A 15,969-nucleotide genomic window follows, 5' to 3' on the forward strand; every position below is an offset into this window, starting at 1 on the left:
AATCTATAGCGGCCAGGTTAACGTATCGGATCCATTATGCATGTTTTGCAGCAAAATCAAATACTTGAGGTTGCTAGTCAGCTGTTTTTTGAGCTTGGCTTCTTTAAGACAAAAATTAGTGATATTGCTGCCCGTAGTGAAACGTCAACAGCTTCTATTTACAAGATTTATCCATCTAAGGATGCGGTGTTTTGGGCTGTGATTGAGCGCACGGTTTCACAGATCAGGTTGCGCATCAAACAAGTGGACCCACCTTCCGATCCGATGACGTTTTTGAATGATGTCGCGCGAAACTACCAAGAACTGTGCGAAACTGATTTATTTCAGAATCTTATTCGCATCGCGCTGCTACAAAATCAATTGCCAGGAATTAGACAACGTGAGGTAGAGCGTTCTATTCGCGGTATCATCGCGGACTTATGTCTGCCAGCCCTTTATGCCTGTGGGCGCATGGAATTGATTAATCTCAAAAAGGTGGATGCGGCTTTGGGATTGCTCAGCAGCTTTATCGAATATCATACAATTTGGTATAATTTCTTGACGGGTGAAAAAAAAGAGCGTGCGTTAGTGGGCAAGGAGATTAGTCAAGAAGCGGTGCGTATTACATTGTTGGCCTATCAACCCTCGCCTGCCTAGCTTGCGCTTTCTTTAACGACCCATCCATGAACCGAGTTGGCGAAATCGCTTGAGCAACACTGCGCTCCATAGGAGTGAATTCTCCACAGGCAATAGCTGCAACATATTCGCCGAGCAAATGTGCAGTTGTAAATCCGCGTGAGCCTAAAGCCCCTAATACAAAAAGGCCAGGCAGCTTTGAGCCACACAAAGAGGTTGCAACCCCTGCTATGGGAATTTTATCGGGTGAAACTGTGCGCACAGATACCCTTCCATAGGCGCGCTTTAATTCTATGCGCGAGGCAAGATCTGGTGCGATAAGGGCCAATTGCTTCTTGTTCAAAAGATCTGCGCTGGGCGATGGGCTTGGATGAGACTGCGACTTTAAGTCCCATGGTGCATAGGTTGCGCCAAACAACAATTGATCCTGAAAAGGTGCGCCATAAGGTCCCCCTGCTATCCCAGATTGGGGCAATGGGCCGTTGACAGGTGCAAGACTGATTTGTCCAAGGCGACCTTCTAGGGGACGTGCTAGGTGAACAAATGACTCCAGTGCAGTACCTGCGGCGATCACGCAAAGGTCAGCCTGTCCCAAGACCATGCCAGTGTGATCCATAACCTGCCACTGTTCATCCACGAAGCGTATAGTAGAAATCTCGCAGGGGTGATGGCGGGCCGCTTTTGTCAGGGCCGCCAGAGCATTGTTAGGAAAAACCAGTCCACCACCACAATGAAATAGTTGGCCCGAAGGCTCTGTTATCAATAGGTTCTGTGGTAAGGGGGGATTGCGGGCAAGATCGCTTAAACGTTTTTGGGCTTGAGCATCTTGTGCCAGTTCATTTATACCAATTTGTGCAAAAACCTTTGTGCCTAATTCACGGTAGCGGGCGATGGCGTAAAGATAAGCAGCCCGGAAGAAACGGGCCTCACTTGTGTCCCCACGGTCTAATCTTGGCATGATGATAGCGCCAGGATTATGGCTCGCTTTGGTTCGACCACAAGGGTCATGATCAAACAGATCAATAACAAGTCCGCGCCGCGCTAAGGCGTCACATGCGGCCGCGCCTCCGATTCCCCCACCCAGGATGATGGCGCTTAGGGGGCGCACAGGAGGTGCCACGGATTGTCCATGAAAACGGGCTTCAAGGCGCTGGCGCTTAGAACCAAAGCCTAGCTCTTTGCGAACTACAAAGCCAAGGGATATCAAAGTTCGACGCACGTATCCTGCAACCGAATACGTTGCGAGCCGCCCACCTGGTGCAGACAAGCGCGCCACCTGCGCCAATAGCTCAGCTGTCCACATCTCAGGGTTGCGATTGGGGGAAAAGCCATCCAGAAACCAAGCATCTGCCTTGAAGTCCATGTTCGCTAAAGTCTCGGTGGCGTCACCAATCAGGATTGTTAGGCAGATCTGATCCTCACAAAACCAAATGCGTTGAACGCCATATGCGCGCACAGGCCATTTAGCTATAAGTGCAGCCGATAGGTCAGCCAGTTCTGCCCAGCGCATGTGGGCACGGGCTGCGTCACGGGCCTCCATCAAAAAAGCTTCCGTAGTAACATAATGAAGTATGGAGCCGAAACGACGGGTTTGACGCCACATCTGCCAAGTTGCCAAAAAATTCAGACCAGTACCAAAGCCTAATTCGGCCACAATAAAGCAGGGTTGCTTACCCCAAGTTTCGCGAAGGTAGCAGCCATGTATGAACACGGTACGTGCTTCGTCCAAGCCATTGTCGCGACTGAAAAAACAATCACCATATGTGTTATCATGGATCAAACCCATGTCGTCAAAACGAACATCGGGTAAGGGTGGCAGACGGGGCTTGATCTGGGTCAAATCGTAAGTACACCACAAAGCTGGTTGATTTGCCTTCCATGGAACTCAAGGCAAAAAGGAACTCAAGGCAACAAGGAACTCAATGCAAAAAGGCCACCCATGGGGTGGCCTTTAGCTCATTTAAATCGCCGCGGCGAATAAATGCTTATTTCTTTTCTTCGGTTACGCCGTTGACAGCAGCCGCGGCAGCGTCAACACCGTTGGTGCCTTCGGTTGCAGTTGCTTCAACCGTATTGGTTACTTCTGCTGCAGCGTCAACTACATTGCCAGCTGCTTCAGTCGTTGTAGCGGCTGCGTCAACAGCGTTAGCTGCTGCTTCGGTGGTTGCTGCTGCGTCGACAGTGTTTGCAGTGTCAGCTTTCTTGCCGCATGCGGATACGCCTAAAATCGCAACAGCTGCAGCTGCTGCGAAAAGCTTTTTAAGCTCGATCATAGTCAAATTCCTTCTTTGCCCTGAACGCCTCGTCTCGGGCGCAGTTCCGCGTCATTAGAAGGTGTTAGACAGGGACGCAATAGTAATAGATCAGCAACTTTTGCTAGGCCTGCTATGCATTTATGCAGTAACAAAGACGTGTAAAGCGGCACATCAGCATAGCTTAACTCTAATCTAATAAATAAATAAAATTAATAATTCCAATATATTATTGCCTCAGTAAGCGCGAATATCCTGCATGGATTGCACTTAAATCGTATCAAACTCAAACCAAAATTTTTGTCAGTCTGCTGAGTGATGCTGTCTCCTTTTGCTGAATGAGTGTGCGTAGTGAAAATGTTTGTGCAGTCAGCTAGCTTCCTATTCAAGGCTAATATAACGAAACGACCGCAGAATGGCCAAAGGATGGAAGGGATCGACCCGCGATCGAAAAAGGTGGAAAGGGTGCCTAGGAGGGGGAAGCATTTGATTTTGGGATTTTTATCCTTTCATCGATGCACTTTTCTTTCTAGCTTGAAATGGGCACCCCTTAAAAGAGAAAGCAACTACCTACTTACCGCTTCATACGCCTAGACATTCCGAGCCAAGCTCGACCTAGTTTGAATAAATCTTATCAGAACTCATCCTATCAGAAATGTGTCGATTCTAAATCATAGGCCATTTGTACTAAACCAAAATCGATCAAGGTTCGTGTGTATCAGGGCATGCATGTTTGCATAAAATGTGGTAGAAATCCTGTCTTCATTGTGAAAGGCTAGACCTCTGACATCTATACCCTCCGATCCCATGACACCAATCCTAAAAGATCTCATTCTCACTTCCTTGGATGAAGATCAGGCAGAAGATGTTTTGTACATTGATTTAAAAGGAAAAAGCTCTGTTGCTGATGCCATAATTATCGCCTCAGGCCGGTCACAGCGCCATGTCGCAGCGATTGCTGATCATATAGTCAGAAAACTGAAAGAAGCAGGAGTCGGCAAAGCACGGGTAGAGGGTCTTCCCAATGCTGATTGGGTCCTCATCGATGCAGGTGATATCATTGCACATGTGTTTCGCCCTGAGGTTCGTGCCTTTTATGCGATCGAACGGATTTGGACTGGTGAGACCAGACATGCGGCCGGTGCTGCTTGATTGTAACCTTGGCAGCGATCGGGCGGCTAAAGGCAAGTGATCCTGAACAGGTGATGACCAAGGACTGGTTGTCGCGCGCTGAGGGTCTGGGGAAGCCCATGGGCTTTCGCGGTGTCGGATTGCTTGAGATCGACCCGAAACTGCGTGACCCTGACCGCGATAAGGAATCTGCATGTCTTTTGGCGGCATTAGAGCCCGGCACTTTGATCATTGCCTTGGACGAACAGGGTCACTCACCTGGCTCAGTTGGGTTCGCCCACAAACTGTCGGGGTGGCGCGATGCAGGTCACCGTCAAATCAATCTCGTGATTGGTGGTCCGGACGGGCATGGGCAGGATCTCAAGAATGCTGCCACGGTGACTTTAGCTTTTGGTTCTTGGACTTGGCCCCACAAATTGGTACGTGCGATGGCGGCAGAGCAGATTTATCGCGCCATGACCATTTTGGCCGGAACACCATACCACCGCGTGTAAAAACGCTTATGGTATGATTCTCTTGGGAAGGGATGACCTAGGCAGCAAATCTTATTATTCAACCCATATGAAACGTCTTTTTGCCCTTTTCATGAGCTTGTTGAGCTTTGTTACAGCTTTGCCTGTTCATGGGCAAAGTTCTGCCGAGCAGGAGCTAAAGCGTCTAGAAGCTGAGCGTGTGCGCCGTGAACACCATTATGGCAGCTTGGTCGAAGATGCCAATCGTTTGGCCAGCGATGCGGAGGCTCTGCGCAAAAAGCTGGTGGCAGCAGCCGATTATCGTGATCGACTTGAACGCGAGGTCGAAGCCAAAGAAAGTCGCTTGATCCAATTACGTCATCAAGAAAAGGACCTAAGCGCACGGATTAAGGCCAGTCAATCTGCTTTAGAAGATGTGGTCATTGCATTATTGGCGATGGAGCGCGACCGCCCACCAACCCTTGCCGTGCAACCCAAAAATGTTGCCGAATCAGCACGAGTCGCGATCTTAATGGGTGAAATTGCCCCAATATTGCAAAGTCGTGCCAGACAGGCGGCCAGCCAAATCGCAAATCTTCGCACGGTGCGAGAATCGATTTTAATGCAAAATATCAGTTATCGCGACTCCAACACACGCCTCATGATTGCGCGTCAAACCATCGGCGGCCTGATTAAAGAGCGCCAAATCATGCAGGCACGCATCTTGGCCGATGCCGATACAGAGCGGACCCGCATTATTGAAATAGTCCGTCGCTCCAATGATCTGCGTGAATTGGTGCTTCGTTTAGGCGGATCAGTTCCAGGGCTTCAAGCCACGTCACCTGCCGAAGTCAACCAAGAAGATGGTGGCTTTGCCAGAGCCATGGGGTCCATTGCTTATCCCGCTTTTGGCCAAATTGTTGTCAGCTATGGTGCGACACTTGAGAGTGGTGGCCGCAGTGAAGGCATTACCATTCGGACGAAGTTGGGTGCGCAAGTTTCAGCACCTTATGATGGCGAAATTGAGTTTGTTGGCCCGTTTCGATCGTATGGCCGGGTGATGATTTTAAATGTTGGGGGCGGCTATCATTTGGTTTTAGCAGGTATGGCCAACACTTATGCCGATGTGGGCCAACATGTTTTGGCGGGCGAACCGATTGGGGAAATGACCTCTGATACCCGCCTGATGCCAGACCTCTATATGGAGGTGCGTCAGCAGAGTACGCCCTTAAACCCAAATTTATGGGTAAAGCGCCCCGACGGGACGTGAGAAGGCGATTAAAGTATGTGGTTTTATACCTCACACGCGCAATCGAGTGAAACGGGCGCAATGTGTGGCTGACTAATCTTTGAGGAAGCATAAGTTAGAATAAATCGACCTTAACTTCGCTCCTAAAATCAAATAACCCAAATTTTTAGCGTGGTGGAGCGGTAGAATCACGCACCAAAAGCGCATGGTTAACCGGCAAAGCTTGATTTAACTCAATTTCATCACGTGCGGCGGCATGGGCGATGAGTCGTTTGCAGGCTTGCGCCGCCATATCGCCGACGGGTTGGCGGATGGTAGTTAAGGACGGCAAACTATAGCGGGCGGCCTGAAAGTCATCAAAGCCAACAACTGAAAGATCTAGCGGGACTTCAACCCCATGTTCGGAGGCTACATGAATAATCCCCAGTGCCATTTCATCATTTGCGGCAAAAATCGCACTGGGTGGGTTTGCTTGTTGGAGTAATCGCCGCGCGGCTGCTTTGCCACCTTCATAAGTATAGTCACCTTGACACAAGTAGTTCTTTTCAAGCGCCAGTCCATACTTGGCCAAGGCAGCCAGAAACCCAGCCTCCCGGGCATGGCTGGAAGAAAGCGCGGGTGTGCCAGCGATAAATCCAATGCGGCGATGACCGAGTGAAATGAGATGCTCTGTTGCCTCAAACGCACCTGCCTTCTCGTCCATGGTTACAGATAGGCAAGGAATATCGGTTTTAATTGCACTTAAGCGGGCAAAAGGCGTCCCCATACGGGTCAATAACTTCATCACCCGCTGATTATCCGAAATGGGTGGTGTCAAAATCACCCCATCAGGATTAAGTGCCGATAAGGTGGACATCATGGCGGCCTCAGCCCCTTGGGCATTGGCATCTAACAGCTCAAACAACAAATGATAGCCTGCTTCGCGACACGCCATCATGCCGCCAAATTGCAACCGCTCAACATAGGGATTGGAGCGATCAATACGCCAATGTTCCAATGTTAGGGATTCGTCGAGATAGGTAACAAGCGTAAAGGATCGACCCCCCGCCAGACCCCGGGCAGAAGTCCTTGGGCGATATCCTAATGCAGATACGGCTTGGGTAACACGGTCGTGAACCGCTGGGCGGACATTAGGCTCGCGGTTTAGGACCCGAGACACCGTCTTAATCGATACACCAGCCTTGGCCGCGACTTCATAGATCGTGGGAGCACGGTGTTGGGTGTGGATAGGTTCTTCGGACATCTCCCAACCACCCTAATCGTGAAAGCAGGGGTCCTGCAAACATAGTTGCATAGGTTTCATACGACCCCTGCAGTCACTGGCGCGATGATAGCCTTAGCTAGGGTCAAAGATGCACCAGCTTCACCCGCGATCACAAGGAAACGAACGAGCTTTAAATCGATGCCCAAGTTTTCAAATTGCTTGAGCGCGATGACAAAGGTATCGCCTTGGCGTACGGCCCCTGACAGGGGAAGAAAAAAAGCCATAGCCGTTTCATCCAACCCCGACCATGCACCCAACAACGCAAGGCGCAAACTTTCACCCTGTTCCATCAGACCGCTTAAGCATAAACCATAACCAGCATTGGATTCACGCCGCAAATCGACAGCGATTTCGCCTTGTGAATGATACTCAAAAATCAGTTGGGCTTTGGCCCGCCAAGCGCCTGATATCGCATTTTCTTGTTGGCCATAGTCAATTGCCTTGACGTGTAATCCACCCCCCAGTGCCTTGACTCCGCGACCAGTTAGCACCTTGATGGCACCACCCTGACCAGCATGGTCGCATAACGAAAATTGCCAATCGCCTTGCGCAACACCGCGATCAAATATCCGACATGGATCCTTGCTGACACGACCGGCCACCTCATGAATTTTTTTCCAACTTGACCTGTCCTTTAAGGTCAGACCGTAGCCGAGGGGGAATAAGGGTGGACGAGACGGGCTTGGTGAACAAACATCGAATTGGTCGCCAAAAGCTGGCCAAGGAAACGGCAATTGACCTGAAAAATCAATTCTTTCACCTTGGACTGTGCCAAATAATAAATCCGCCAACGCACCAGCTTCTGTTCCTGGTAAAAATGCGGCAACAAAAGCGTCGCTGGCATTCAGTGCCGGATTGATCCAAAGTGGCCGCCCCGAATAAAGGATGGTGACCACCCCGATCCCTTGGTCTTTGAGGCGTTGAATGAGGTGATAATCATCAAGATCACCTGGTCGATAATCTAAACTATCGCAATCGCCACGAAACTCCGCATATGGTTCTTCTGCCAAGACGATGATTGCGACATCTGGTTTTTCAACCCATTGACCATTTTCTGCAAAATCAAGCTTAGCATTGTCTGCCCCCATGTGAGCTCGCACACCAGCCAAAAAGGTCTGGCTTTTGGGGAAGCTTGCAGCTAAATCCCCGCCACCTTGCCAGGATAGGGTCCATCCACCACAGGCAAGGTCCAAGCGGTTAGCACCACGCCCACATACCAATATGCGCTGATCTCGAGATAAGGGTAAAAATTGATGCGCGTTTTTCAATAAAACCGCCGAGGCCCGCACCGCTTTGCGGGCGATTTGTCGATGTGTATCGCAGGCCAAAAGGTCAAATCGGCCTGCGAGTGAGCGTTGTGATGGCCGCCCTTTGGTTGCCAGTTTCAGTCTGGCTTTAAAGCGCAGCATGCGTTTAACCGCATCATCCAACCGGGGTAGCCAAGCAGGATTCTCTTCGACAGCTTGGATGGTGGAAGCCAGAAGGCCTTGCCAAGAATCCGGGGCCATATACATATCTAAGCCAGCCAAGAGTGATTGGGGTGCAAAACTTGGCGAACATCCTGGGAGTTGACCATGACCATTCCAGTCGCCTGCAACCAAGCCGTCAAATCTCCAATGACGTTTCAACACATCGCTTAAAAGATCACGGCGACCATGCATGCCTTGCCCACCCCAAGAAGAGAAAGAAGCCATGACTGAAACCACCCCCGCTTCAATAGCCTTAACATAAGGCATAGCATGTACTGCGATTAGTTTGTCCTCGTCGCAATCGGTCTCACCTTGATCGCGCCCGTTTTTGGTGCCACCATCACCAAGAAAGTGTTTGGCCGCACAACCAACTTTATCATCCCCTAAAAAATCCTCATGCCCGGGGGTGCCCTGTAATCCGCGGATCAGTGCCCCGCCAAGTTCGCCCACTAAAGCCGGGTCGCAGGAAAAGGCTTCATAGGTGCGCCCCCAACGCAGGTCCTGAGCCACAGCCAAAGTGGGCGAAAACGTCCAATCCATGCCGGTTACCGCTATTTCGCGGGCGGTTGCGACACCAACCGAAGTCACCAAAGCCTGATCCCTTGTTGCGCCCAGATTGATATTATGTGGGAAAATCGTGGCACCCGCGATGTTGGAATGCCCATGTACCGCATCGGTGCCAAAAACAATCGGAATGGGGTACTGGTCCTCCTCATATGACCAAAAGCTATCCACCAGATCCAACCATTGCTGTGCGGTTGCATCCATCTGACTAGCTGGGGCTGAGTTGCCACCATTTAAGATCGCCCCGATGTGATATTGCTTGGCTTCTTCAGGCGTGATGGAGGCAATATCAGCTTGGATGATTTGGGCGACTTTTTGGGGTAAGGTCATCTGAGCCAATTGCTTTTCAATGAGGTCTTCTAAGCCCATGTCGATTTGGGTGGTCGTGTGGGGTTTTGGCCAGCGTGTTACATCAACAGGTCGTTCACCTCTGTTTAGAGGGGGCGGCACCGTTAGGGCTGGTTGTGCAGAAAAGGCCTCTTTGATGGGCATAGTTCAGTGGTCTGCCTTCAGTATTCTTATATGGTCATCTGAGGCTTCACCCTTATAATCTTTTGGATAATCTTCCAGCCGATCCCACCAATAGATTTTTAAGATTAAGGTGGTGACGCCAGCTAATGCTGCGCAAGCGCCAAATGCCGTCCAGTTCTGCGTCACAAAAAAGATGGGGGCAGCGACTAAACTCGTTTGCCAGATAATGCCAACGATAATGTTGAACGCATCAATCTTAAACGATGTGTTGGGCGCAACGCCTGCTCCTCGATCTTGAAGCGATTTTTGGACCGGTCCCCAAAAACCCCAAGGACGGGTTTTGATGTAAAACCTCTCCAAGACTGCCATCTCAGTAGCAGGTGTCAAAAGCGAGGCACTAACCACACAGGCCAAGCAAATCGCAAAAAAGAAAGGAAAGGCCTGTAAGGGGTTGAGGTTAAGAGCAGGTATGCCCAAGATCAGGGCAAAGATAATACCTGCTACCATGCCCCAAAAATAACCCCAGCCATTCATCCGCCACCAATACCACTTAACCACATTGGCCGCAGTATAACCCCCATAAAGACCCGCCGTGATCCAGTTCAGCGCGCTGTCAATTGAATGCAGAAAAAGCCCAAATCCAGTCCCGATCACCACAAATGCGATCGATACCAAATAGCTTAATCCAACCAGTTTTTTTTCACTGGCTTCTGGGTTGATGTATTTTTTGTAGATATCATTGACGATATAGGCCGGTGCAGCGTTTAAGGGTGCGGCAAAGCTGGACATGAAAGCTGCCAAAAGGCCCGCTAGGGTTAGTCCCAACAAGCCTGTCGGCAAAAATTCACCCAATGTGAAAGGCAAAATAGCTTCGTAATCTGCCCCTTTACCCATGGCGCGCAGTTCATCACTAAAATGCACCAATGCCAATACAGTTAACCCCGCGATCATCAAATAACGGGGTGGGTTGAGGACCAAGCTAACAAAACCACTCATTTTAGCGGCGTCGGTTGGAGAGCGCGCAGACAACACACGTTGCATATCATAATTGGGTGCAGGCCCGGCCAATGAAGTCAAAATGCCTTTGAACAAGACCAGCATGAAGAAGATGGTGAACAGAGAATAGCCTTCAGAAGCAATCTTTTCATTGGCTGAAGGCAAAAGTTTGGCCCAATCCAATTCTAGGTTCCAGCCGAAAAATGGATTTGACCAGCCATCGGGAATCGCTTGCATGATGGACTTTGCATCGGTATGCGCCATCGCTACCCAAGCAATTGCCAAACAGGTGATGGTCATCACGATGAATTGCATCACTTCGGTAAACACAACCGAATACATGCCACCCTTGATCACATAAACCGCGGTCAATGCGATGATGATGACGCCATAGGCACGATCATTATAATCTGCCAACAGGCGCGTTCGCTCGTTCAAACCTGCAGCATCGAGATTAGGTAGACGCAAATGTTCAGGTAAGAAGACTTGAAGATGGAAATAATCCGCAAGGTTGAACGGCACGAATTGGGCAGTCAGTTTGCCAATGCCCAAAAACCCGTAGGCCATATAGGCTAAGACTAATATAAGCGCGAAGAGAACGATGCTGAGATGGCTTAGTCTAGCCGACCGTCCATCGCCAAAGCGGAAGATAATCCATTCAGCCCCCGTCATCACTCCTGATCGGCGGAGCCATATGGACAAAAATACCATCAAAAACACCTGATTGAAAACAGGCCAAAGCCAAGGCAACCAGATGCTCTTTAACCCATAGACAAACAGGATTGAGACCAACCACATAGTGCCCGCAACATCAAACATCCCCGATGCATTAGACAGACCCAATGCATACCAAGGCAATTGATTGCCGCCTAGAAAATAACTGCGCATCCCTGTGCTGGCACGCTTGGAGATCCAAAAGCCTATAAAGATCGTCAGGGCAAGATAGGCAGCCACAATGGCCAAATCGAGGGGTGGTAGCTTCATCATGATTAGCCTCGCTCAAAAATCATCTGGTTGGGTCAGTCTTGTTATTCATAATCACTAACTTGCAACCATGGCTTGCGTAAGCTTGATGGTTTCCAGCATCGCGCGGCCGGTATGATAGGGGCATTTCCACGGGCCAACCATCAGCCCGCTGGCAGTGCTTTGATCGTCGACTCGTGAGAGCTCTTGCCATTCGCCGCCCTCATGGTCGATCTGATAAGTTTTGATAAAGTCCCAGACCCGCAGGGCGGCGGTCAAAAAAACGTCATCGCCGCTCAGGTGAAAGGCGTTTAAAAAACCAACCAAGGCCTCCGCTTGTATCCACCAGACATGGAGCTGGCGGATATGGCCATTGGCCTCCATCTCCTCATATAGGCCACCATAGGTCGAAACCCCTTCCAAGGCTCCATTGGCCAGAGCCAAGGCTGTCTCTTGTGCCTGCGCGATCGTCACACGATCGCCTAAAGCGCAAGCAGCTTCATAGATCAGCCAGCTCGCCTCAATATCATGACCAAAGGAGCGAATAACAGATTGAGGTGTCCAGTCCAGATCGAAGAATAGACCCAAAGTATTCCCCTTGGGGTGCACAATATGGCTGGTCATTACTGACACGGCTTCGCGCAAAGCCAGCTCAATTGTATGCAGGCGCGCTGCGCCAACGCCAAGCTTTTGAGCGGTCGAATAAAGCGCACTATAGGCTTCAAGAATATGCAAATGCGTGTTCATCGACTTAGGCGCGTTTAAGTCTTTTTCACTCAAGCGCACGTCTGAAATCGGCTCCAGATCTGGGCCTAAAGCTTCGATCCAACCGCCATAGCGGCTTTCCGAAAAATGGCGCTGCACCTGGTCAAAAGCCTTAAAGGCAAGTTCAAGGGCTGCTGTTTCTTGGGTGGCTTGCGCGTATGCCGCCAGAGCATAGATAGCGAAAGCCTGCGCATAGGTTTGTTTGCGCCGATTGCTGGGCACACCTTGTGGGGTAATCGTCCATACAAATGTGGATGTCGAAGGATCATAAAAATGCTGCGTAATCATTTCATAAGCGCGGTGGGCTTGCGCTCGGCAAACTTCATAACCTGTGGCTGAAAAGGCACTTGAAAAAAACCACAATAATCGCGTGTTTAAGATGATACTTGGTTCGCAATCCCCAAGGGGTACACCCGCCTCATCGATAGCACCCCAAAAGCCGATTTCTGGACGCACCGCATGCGTGCTCCACCATGAGATTAGGCGTTTAAACTCCACCTGAGATTCAGCTTCAAGCAAGTTTAAGCTCGCCGATCGTGGGTGAAGAACCCGCGTCGAGCGCGTTATCACAGTATCGTCTTGCGCCACCGACCGAACCCTCCCGTTCATATTTTGGCCTTATAATATGACCATATTCATTGTTAGCGCTGTCAATACGGATAGGCGCAAAAGCTGTCAACGACCAAGCTTGTGCGTCAAAAACCGCCCTAAAGCTTTGAAACCTGATAGCTCAAAGTTTTGATCTTGGCTAAGGTTGAGGTGTCATTGTCAAATACCGAATACCAACCCTGTGGCTCATGGGGTGGATCTCCTAGATAAGCGGTTTCGCCGGGTCGCATACGCTTATCGTCATGCAAGGCGCGGGCTTGGCCGCCCCAAGCCCAAAAATTCAAGCCAGCGATCTCACCCTTGCGGGCATGGCTTTCTAACAGCGCCGCACCTATGAGGTCGTAGAACCGATCACGCCAAGTAGTTGGGGTACCGGCGTCAAATGACCCCGCGTCGCGGGGAAAGCCAAACTCCTCAATCACCAAGGGTTTGCCAAGCCGATTGGCTATGCCCACACTATCGCGAATATAAGCCTTGGTCCTGGTTTCCACATTTGGGAAGGTGCCTGCTAAGTCCTTAACATTGGACCAGCTCCAATTTTGGGGCCAGATATGGGCCGTGGTATAATCAATATCGGCGCTTGCCTGGGCAAGCTGTGCATAGCCTACATTAAAAGTCTCTGCCAAATTATCTGTACAACCGATCGGCCCCTCATGACCGACACACACTAAATGATGAGGATCTAAAGTCTTAATCAACCGCGCTGAACGGTTGATCCACTCAATATAGGCAGGCATGCGTTGATCAATCACCGCCTTGGTCCCCCCGGGCCGCGGCTCATTACATAATTGCCACGCCATGATCGTGGGGTCATCCACATAGGCTTTTCCAGTAACTGTGTTGATCCGTCCAACTAGTGAACGCACATAGGCTTCATAGAGTGCCAAGGCCTTTTTATTTAGATAAAACTGCGAGACATAATCGGGGAAGGCCGGCCAAGGATGGGCTGGATCATTCATTTCGACAAATTTGCCACCATTGGTCCAAGCCTCATAGGTTCCCATACCACCTGACCATTCCCAAAAATTGGTCAAATACAATACGGCCACCATTTTGCGTTGAGCCAGAAGGTTTAAGCTATGATCAAGCCCCTGTAACAAGACTTCATTCAGCGAACCATCCGGATTTTGAATGGCAGGGTTTAGGGAGTTTTTAAGTGGCGACAATTCAGAGGAAGCCAAAATCCGCACATTGTTCACGCCTAAGCTGGCCAATGTGTCCAATTCTTTCTCAAGTCGGCCAGGATTACCGATCTTAGGGTCTGGGCAGGCTGCATAGGCTGCATACCAAAGGTTAGCGCCAACAAAATAATATGGCTTTCCCTCGCGGATAAATCTTTGCCCATCCACTGTGATGAAATTCTGAGCGGAACCTGGTTTGCTTTGTTCCGCTGCAATGACCGATGTTGCACCCCCCAATGCAAATCCGCCCAATCCCAAACTTAGTCCTCTTCTATTTATCATGTAAGCCCCTTCACAAATACTCCAAGAAGGGTTTAGTTGTGTTGGATAAAGACAGCCCTGTCAATTCGTAAACCCAACACTTTAGAGTGCGTAAGACCCAATAGATTTTCATGAGGGTCGGTTTATCTTGTTTTGGGTTTAAAACGAGGCAGGACCAAGGGAGGCAGTATGAGCAGCGATCAAAACTCAGCTAATGGGCTATCGGCTGGTGGAAAAATATCCATAGCATTTGGGGCAGTTACGCTCTTATTTTTTGGGTGGGGCTTTGTGACTTCACTGATTGACCCTTTGGTTCCAGCTGTCAAATCGATTTTTGAGCTAAGTTTTCTTGAATCCCAACTCACACAATTTTCTTGGTTCATTGCCTATGCATTGGTGTCATTGCCAGCAGCGGCCGTACTCAGCCGTTTAGGGTCGGTTCCGTCCATTTTAGTGGCTTTGGCCATTATGATTAGTGGGTGTTTGCTTGCCCCCTTGGCAACGTTTTTGCACTCCTACCCACTTGTTCTGACTGGTCTTTTCGTGATTGCAAGTGGGGTTACCTTGTTGCAAGTTGCCGCCAATCCCTTGGTTGCGGCGATTGGCGATCCCAAGCACGCTCATTTTCGTCTGACCTTGGCGCAGGCCTTTAACTCACTTGGTACTGTACTTGGCCCGCCATTGGGTGCCTTCATCATGCTGCGCGGCGGTGTGTTTGACGGCAAGGCCGTCGCCGATACGGCGGCAAAGGCTGAGTCACTCGCCAATGTCGAGCGTTCCTTTTTGATGATAGCCGGGGTGTTTTTACTTTTGGCCTTCTTGGTGTTTTTGGCCCGCAAAGCCATTGTGAATGCCGCTGTACCTGCCAAGGCCGCCAGCCCACTTGAAGCTTTATCTTCGCGCTGGGCTGTCCTTGGCGCTGGGGCGATTTTTCTATATGTTGGGGCAGAAGTGACTGTGGGCAGTTTCATGATCAACTTCTTGCATCAGCCCCATGTACTGAACATCCAATTGGAAGAAGCTGCAAAGCTTTTGGCCTTTTATTGGGGTGGGGCCATGGTCGGCCGTTTTGTGGGCAGTGCACTATTGACGCGCTTTCCAGCTGCTCATCTATTGTTACTTGCCGCAGCAACGGCTGCGTGTCTGGCAACCTTGGCTGTGTTGAGTGGGGGGCATGTGGCAGCCATTGCGGCCTTGTCGATCGGTTTGTTTAACTCGATTATGTTTCCGGTTATCTTTACCTTGACCTTGGAACGCTCCACGGCTTCCAGCGCGGCGACATCGGGCCTTTTGTGTACCGCCATCGTGGGGGGTGCTTTCTTGCCCCTGCTTGCAGGGGGCTTGGCGGATAAGTTTGGCCTCTCAGTAGCCTTGATTGTGCCAGCCTTAGCCTATCTTGTAATTGTCGTTTTTGCCGGTGCAGCAAAAAGGGTAACGCCTATTCAGCAAGGCGATGGGGCTGGTGTGTCGCATTAATTAGGGTGCGAAGCAGAACGCGTCGGGGTGGCGTGTATTCCAAAGCAGGAATGCACCCTATCCAAAGCGCCTCGTGTTAGCCTGTTTCGCTTAGGAAAGCCTTTGCCGCAGGCCATGGCTACGCAATGGCCGTATTCGAACTTTTGCGCGCAAGCTGGGGTGTCAAGAGGTGCGTTTCGCGTGTAGGCGTAGCCGATTTCACCTCTTGACACCCCAGCCTGCCCAGACACAATGAAGACGCGGATTCAACG

12 protein-coding genes are annotated in these 15,969 nt (G+C 50.3%); 5 read left to right on the plus strand and 7 right to left on the minus strand.

Annotated elements, in window-relative coordinates; genetic code table 11:
- Positions 1–36 precede the first annotated feature (36 nt).
- Positions 37–636 (plus strand): TetR/AcrR family transcriptional regulator, encoded by a 600-nt coding sequence (locus tag PsB1_RS09870; protein WP_284360907.1) that lies wholly within the window; start codon positions 37–39, stop codon positions 634–636.
- Here PsB1_RS09870 and mnmC2 read toward each other — a convergent pair.
- Together mnmC2 and PsB1_RS09880 are read right to left on the minus strand one after the other, a co-directional pair.
- The gene (gene mnmC2 / locus PsB1_RS09875) at positions 602–2,455 is read right to left on the minus strand and encodes a tRNA (5-methylaminomethyl-2-thiouridine)(34)-methyltransferase MnmC2 (protein WP_284360909.1); all 1,854 of its coding nucleotides are present in this window, start codon (positions 2,453–2,455) and stop codon (positions 602–604) included. The genes PsB1_RS09870 and mnmC2 overlap by 35 nt on opposite strands.
- A gap of 145 nt (positions 2,456–2,600) precedes the next feature.
- Positions 2,601–2,888 (minus strand): hypothetical protein, encoded by a 288-nt coding sequence (locus PsB1_RS09880; protein ID WP_284360911.1) that lies wholly within the window; start codon positions 2,886–2,888, stop codon positions 2,601–2,603.
- A 786-nt stretch (positions 2,889–3,674) separates the two neighbouring features.
- Between PsB1_RS09880 and rsfS the strand changes: the two genes are divergently transcribed.
- From rsfS to PsB1_RS09895, 3 genes are all read left to right on the plus strand, one after another.
- Complete coding sequence (gene rsfS, locus PsB1_RS09885; RefSeq protein ID WP_320412734.1) at positions 3,675–4,019, plus strand: ribosome silencing factor; 345 nt, start codon at positions 3,675–3,677, stop codon at positions 4,017–4,019.
- The gene (locus PsB1_RS09890; RefSeq protein ID WP_284360913.1) at positions 4,016–4,492 is read left to right on the plus strand and encodes a 23S rRNA (pseudouridine(1915)-N(3))-methyltransferase RlmH; all 477 of its coding nucleotides are present in this window, start codon (positions 4,016–4,018) and stop codon (positions 4,490–4,492) included. The genes rsfS and PsB1_RS09890 overlap by 4 nt, the downstream gene beginning before the upstream one ends.
- Before the next feature lie 67 nt (positions 4,493–4,559).
- Positions 4,560–5,720, plus strand: coding sequence for a murein hydrolase activator EnvC family protein (locus tag PsB1_RS09895; protein WP_284360914.1), 1,161 nt, complete (start codon positions 4,560–4,562; stop codon positions 5,718–5,720).
- A gap of 145 nt (positions 5,721–5,865) precedes the next feature.
- Here PsB1_RS09895 and PsB1_RS09900 read toward each other — a convergent pair whose 3' ends face one another.
- The 5 genes from PsB1_RS09900 to PsB1_RS09920 form a co-directional block, all read right to left on the minus strand.
- Positions 5,866–6,942: a LacI family DNA-binding transcriptional regulator gene (locus PsB1_RS09900; RefSeq protein ID WP_284360917.1), complete on the minus strand. Its 1,077-nt coding sequence runs from the start codon at positions 6,940–6,942 to the stop codon at positions 5,866–5,868.
- Positions 6,943–6,998: 56 nt separating this feature from the next.
- Positions 6,999–9,488, minus strand: coding sequence for a glycoside hydrolase family 3 protein (locus PsB1_RS09905; RefSeq protein ID WP_284360920.1), 2,490 nt, complete (start codon positions 9,486–9,488; stop codon positions 6,999–7,001).
- A 3-nt stretch (positions 9,489–9,491) separates the two neighbouring features.
- Positions 9,492–11,450: a sodium:solute symporter family protein gene (locus tag PsB1_RS09910; RefSeq protein WP_284360922.1), complete on the minus strand. Its 1,959-nt coding sequence runs from the start codon at positions 11,448–11,450 to the stop codon at positions 9,492–9,494.
- A gap of 54 nt (positions 11,451–11,504) precedes the next feature.
- Positions 11,505–12,800 carry an AGE family epimerase/isomerase gene (locus PsB1_RS09915; protein WP_284360925.1) on the minus strand — a complete coding sequence of 432 codons (1,296 nt, stop codon included), beginning with the start codon at positions 12,798–12,800 and terminating at the stop codon, positions 11,505–11,507.
- Between the two features lie 98 nt (positions 12,801–12,898).
- On the minus strand, positions 12,899–14,263 hold the full coding sequence (locus PsB1_RS09920; protein ID WP_284360927.1) for a glycoside hydrolase family 5 protein: 1,365 nt from the start codon (positions 14,261–14,263) through the stop codon (positions 12,899–12,901).
- 168 nt (positions 14,264–14,431) lie between these two features.
- On the opposite strand from PsB1_RS09920, the gene gluP reads away from it, so the two are divergent.
- Positions 14,432–15,718, plus strand: a complete 1,287-nt coding sequence (gene gluP, locus PsB1_RS09925; protein ID WP_284360930.1) for a glucose/galactose MFS transporter — start codon at positions 14,432–14,434, stop codon at positions 15,716–15,718.
- Positions 15,719–15,969 lie beyond the last annotated feature (251 nt).

Origin of the sequence: Candidatus Phycosocius spiralis (genome assembly GCF_030158815.1) — a bacterium.
In the GTDB taxonomy this organism is placed as follows: domain Bacteria; phylum Pseudomonadota; class Alphaproteobacteria; order Caulobacterales; family Aquidulcibacteraceae; genus Aquidulcibacter; species Aquidulcibacter spiralis.

What these genes read in the sequence shown, in the direction of transcription:
- PsB1_RS09870 (WP_284360907.1), top strand. Translation starts at nt 37, where the DNA reads ATGCATGTTTTGCAGCAAAATCAAATACTTGAGGTTGCTAGTCAGCTG.
- PsB1_RS09880 (WP_284360911.1), bottom strand. Translation starts at nt 2,888, where the DNA reads ATGATCGAGCTTAAAAAGCTTTTCGCAGCAGCTGCAGCTGTTGCGATT.
- rsfS (WP_320412734.1), top strand. Translation starts at nt 3,675, where the DNA reads ATGACACCAATCCTAAAAGATCTCATTCTCACTTCCTTGGATGAAGAT.
- PsB1_RS09895 (WP_284360914.1), top strand. Translation starts at nt 4,560, where the DNA reads ATGAAACGTCTTTTTGCCCTTTTCATGAGCTTGTTGAGCTTTGTTACA.
- PsB1_RS09900 (WP_284360917.1), bottom strand. Translation starts at nt 6,942, where the DNA reads ATGTCCGAAGAACCTATCCACACCCAACACCGTGCTCCCACGATCTAT.
- PsB1_RS09905 (WP_284360920.1), bottom strand. Translation starts at nt 9,488, where the DNA reads ATGCCCATCAAAGAGGCCTTTTCTGCACAACCAGCCCTAACGGTGCCG.
- PsB1_RS09910 (WP_284360922.1), bottom strand. Translation starts at nt 11,450, where the DNA reads ATGATGAAGCTACCACCCCTCGATTTGGCCATTGTGGCTGCCTATCTT.
- PsB1_RS09915 (WP_284360925.1), bottom strand. Translation starts at nt 12,800, where the DNA reads ATGAACGGGAGGGTTCGGTCGGTGGCGCAAGACGATACTGTGATAACG.
- PsB1_RS09920 (WP_284360927.1), bottom strand. Translation starts at nt 14,263, where the DNA reads ATGATAAATAGAAGAGGACTAAGTTTGGGATTGGGCGGATTTGCATTG.
- gluP (WP_284360930.1), top strand. Translation starts at nt 14,432, where the DNA reads ATGAGCAGCGATCAAAACTCAGCTAATGGGCTATCGGCTGGTGGAAAA.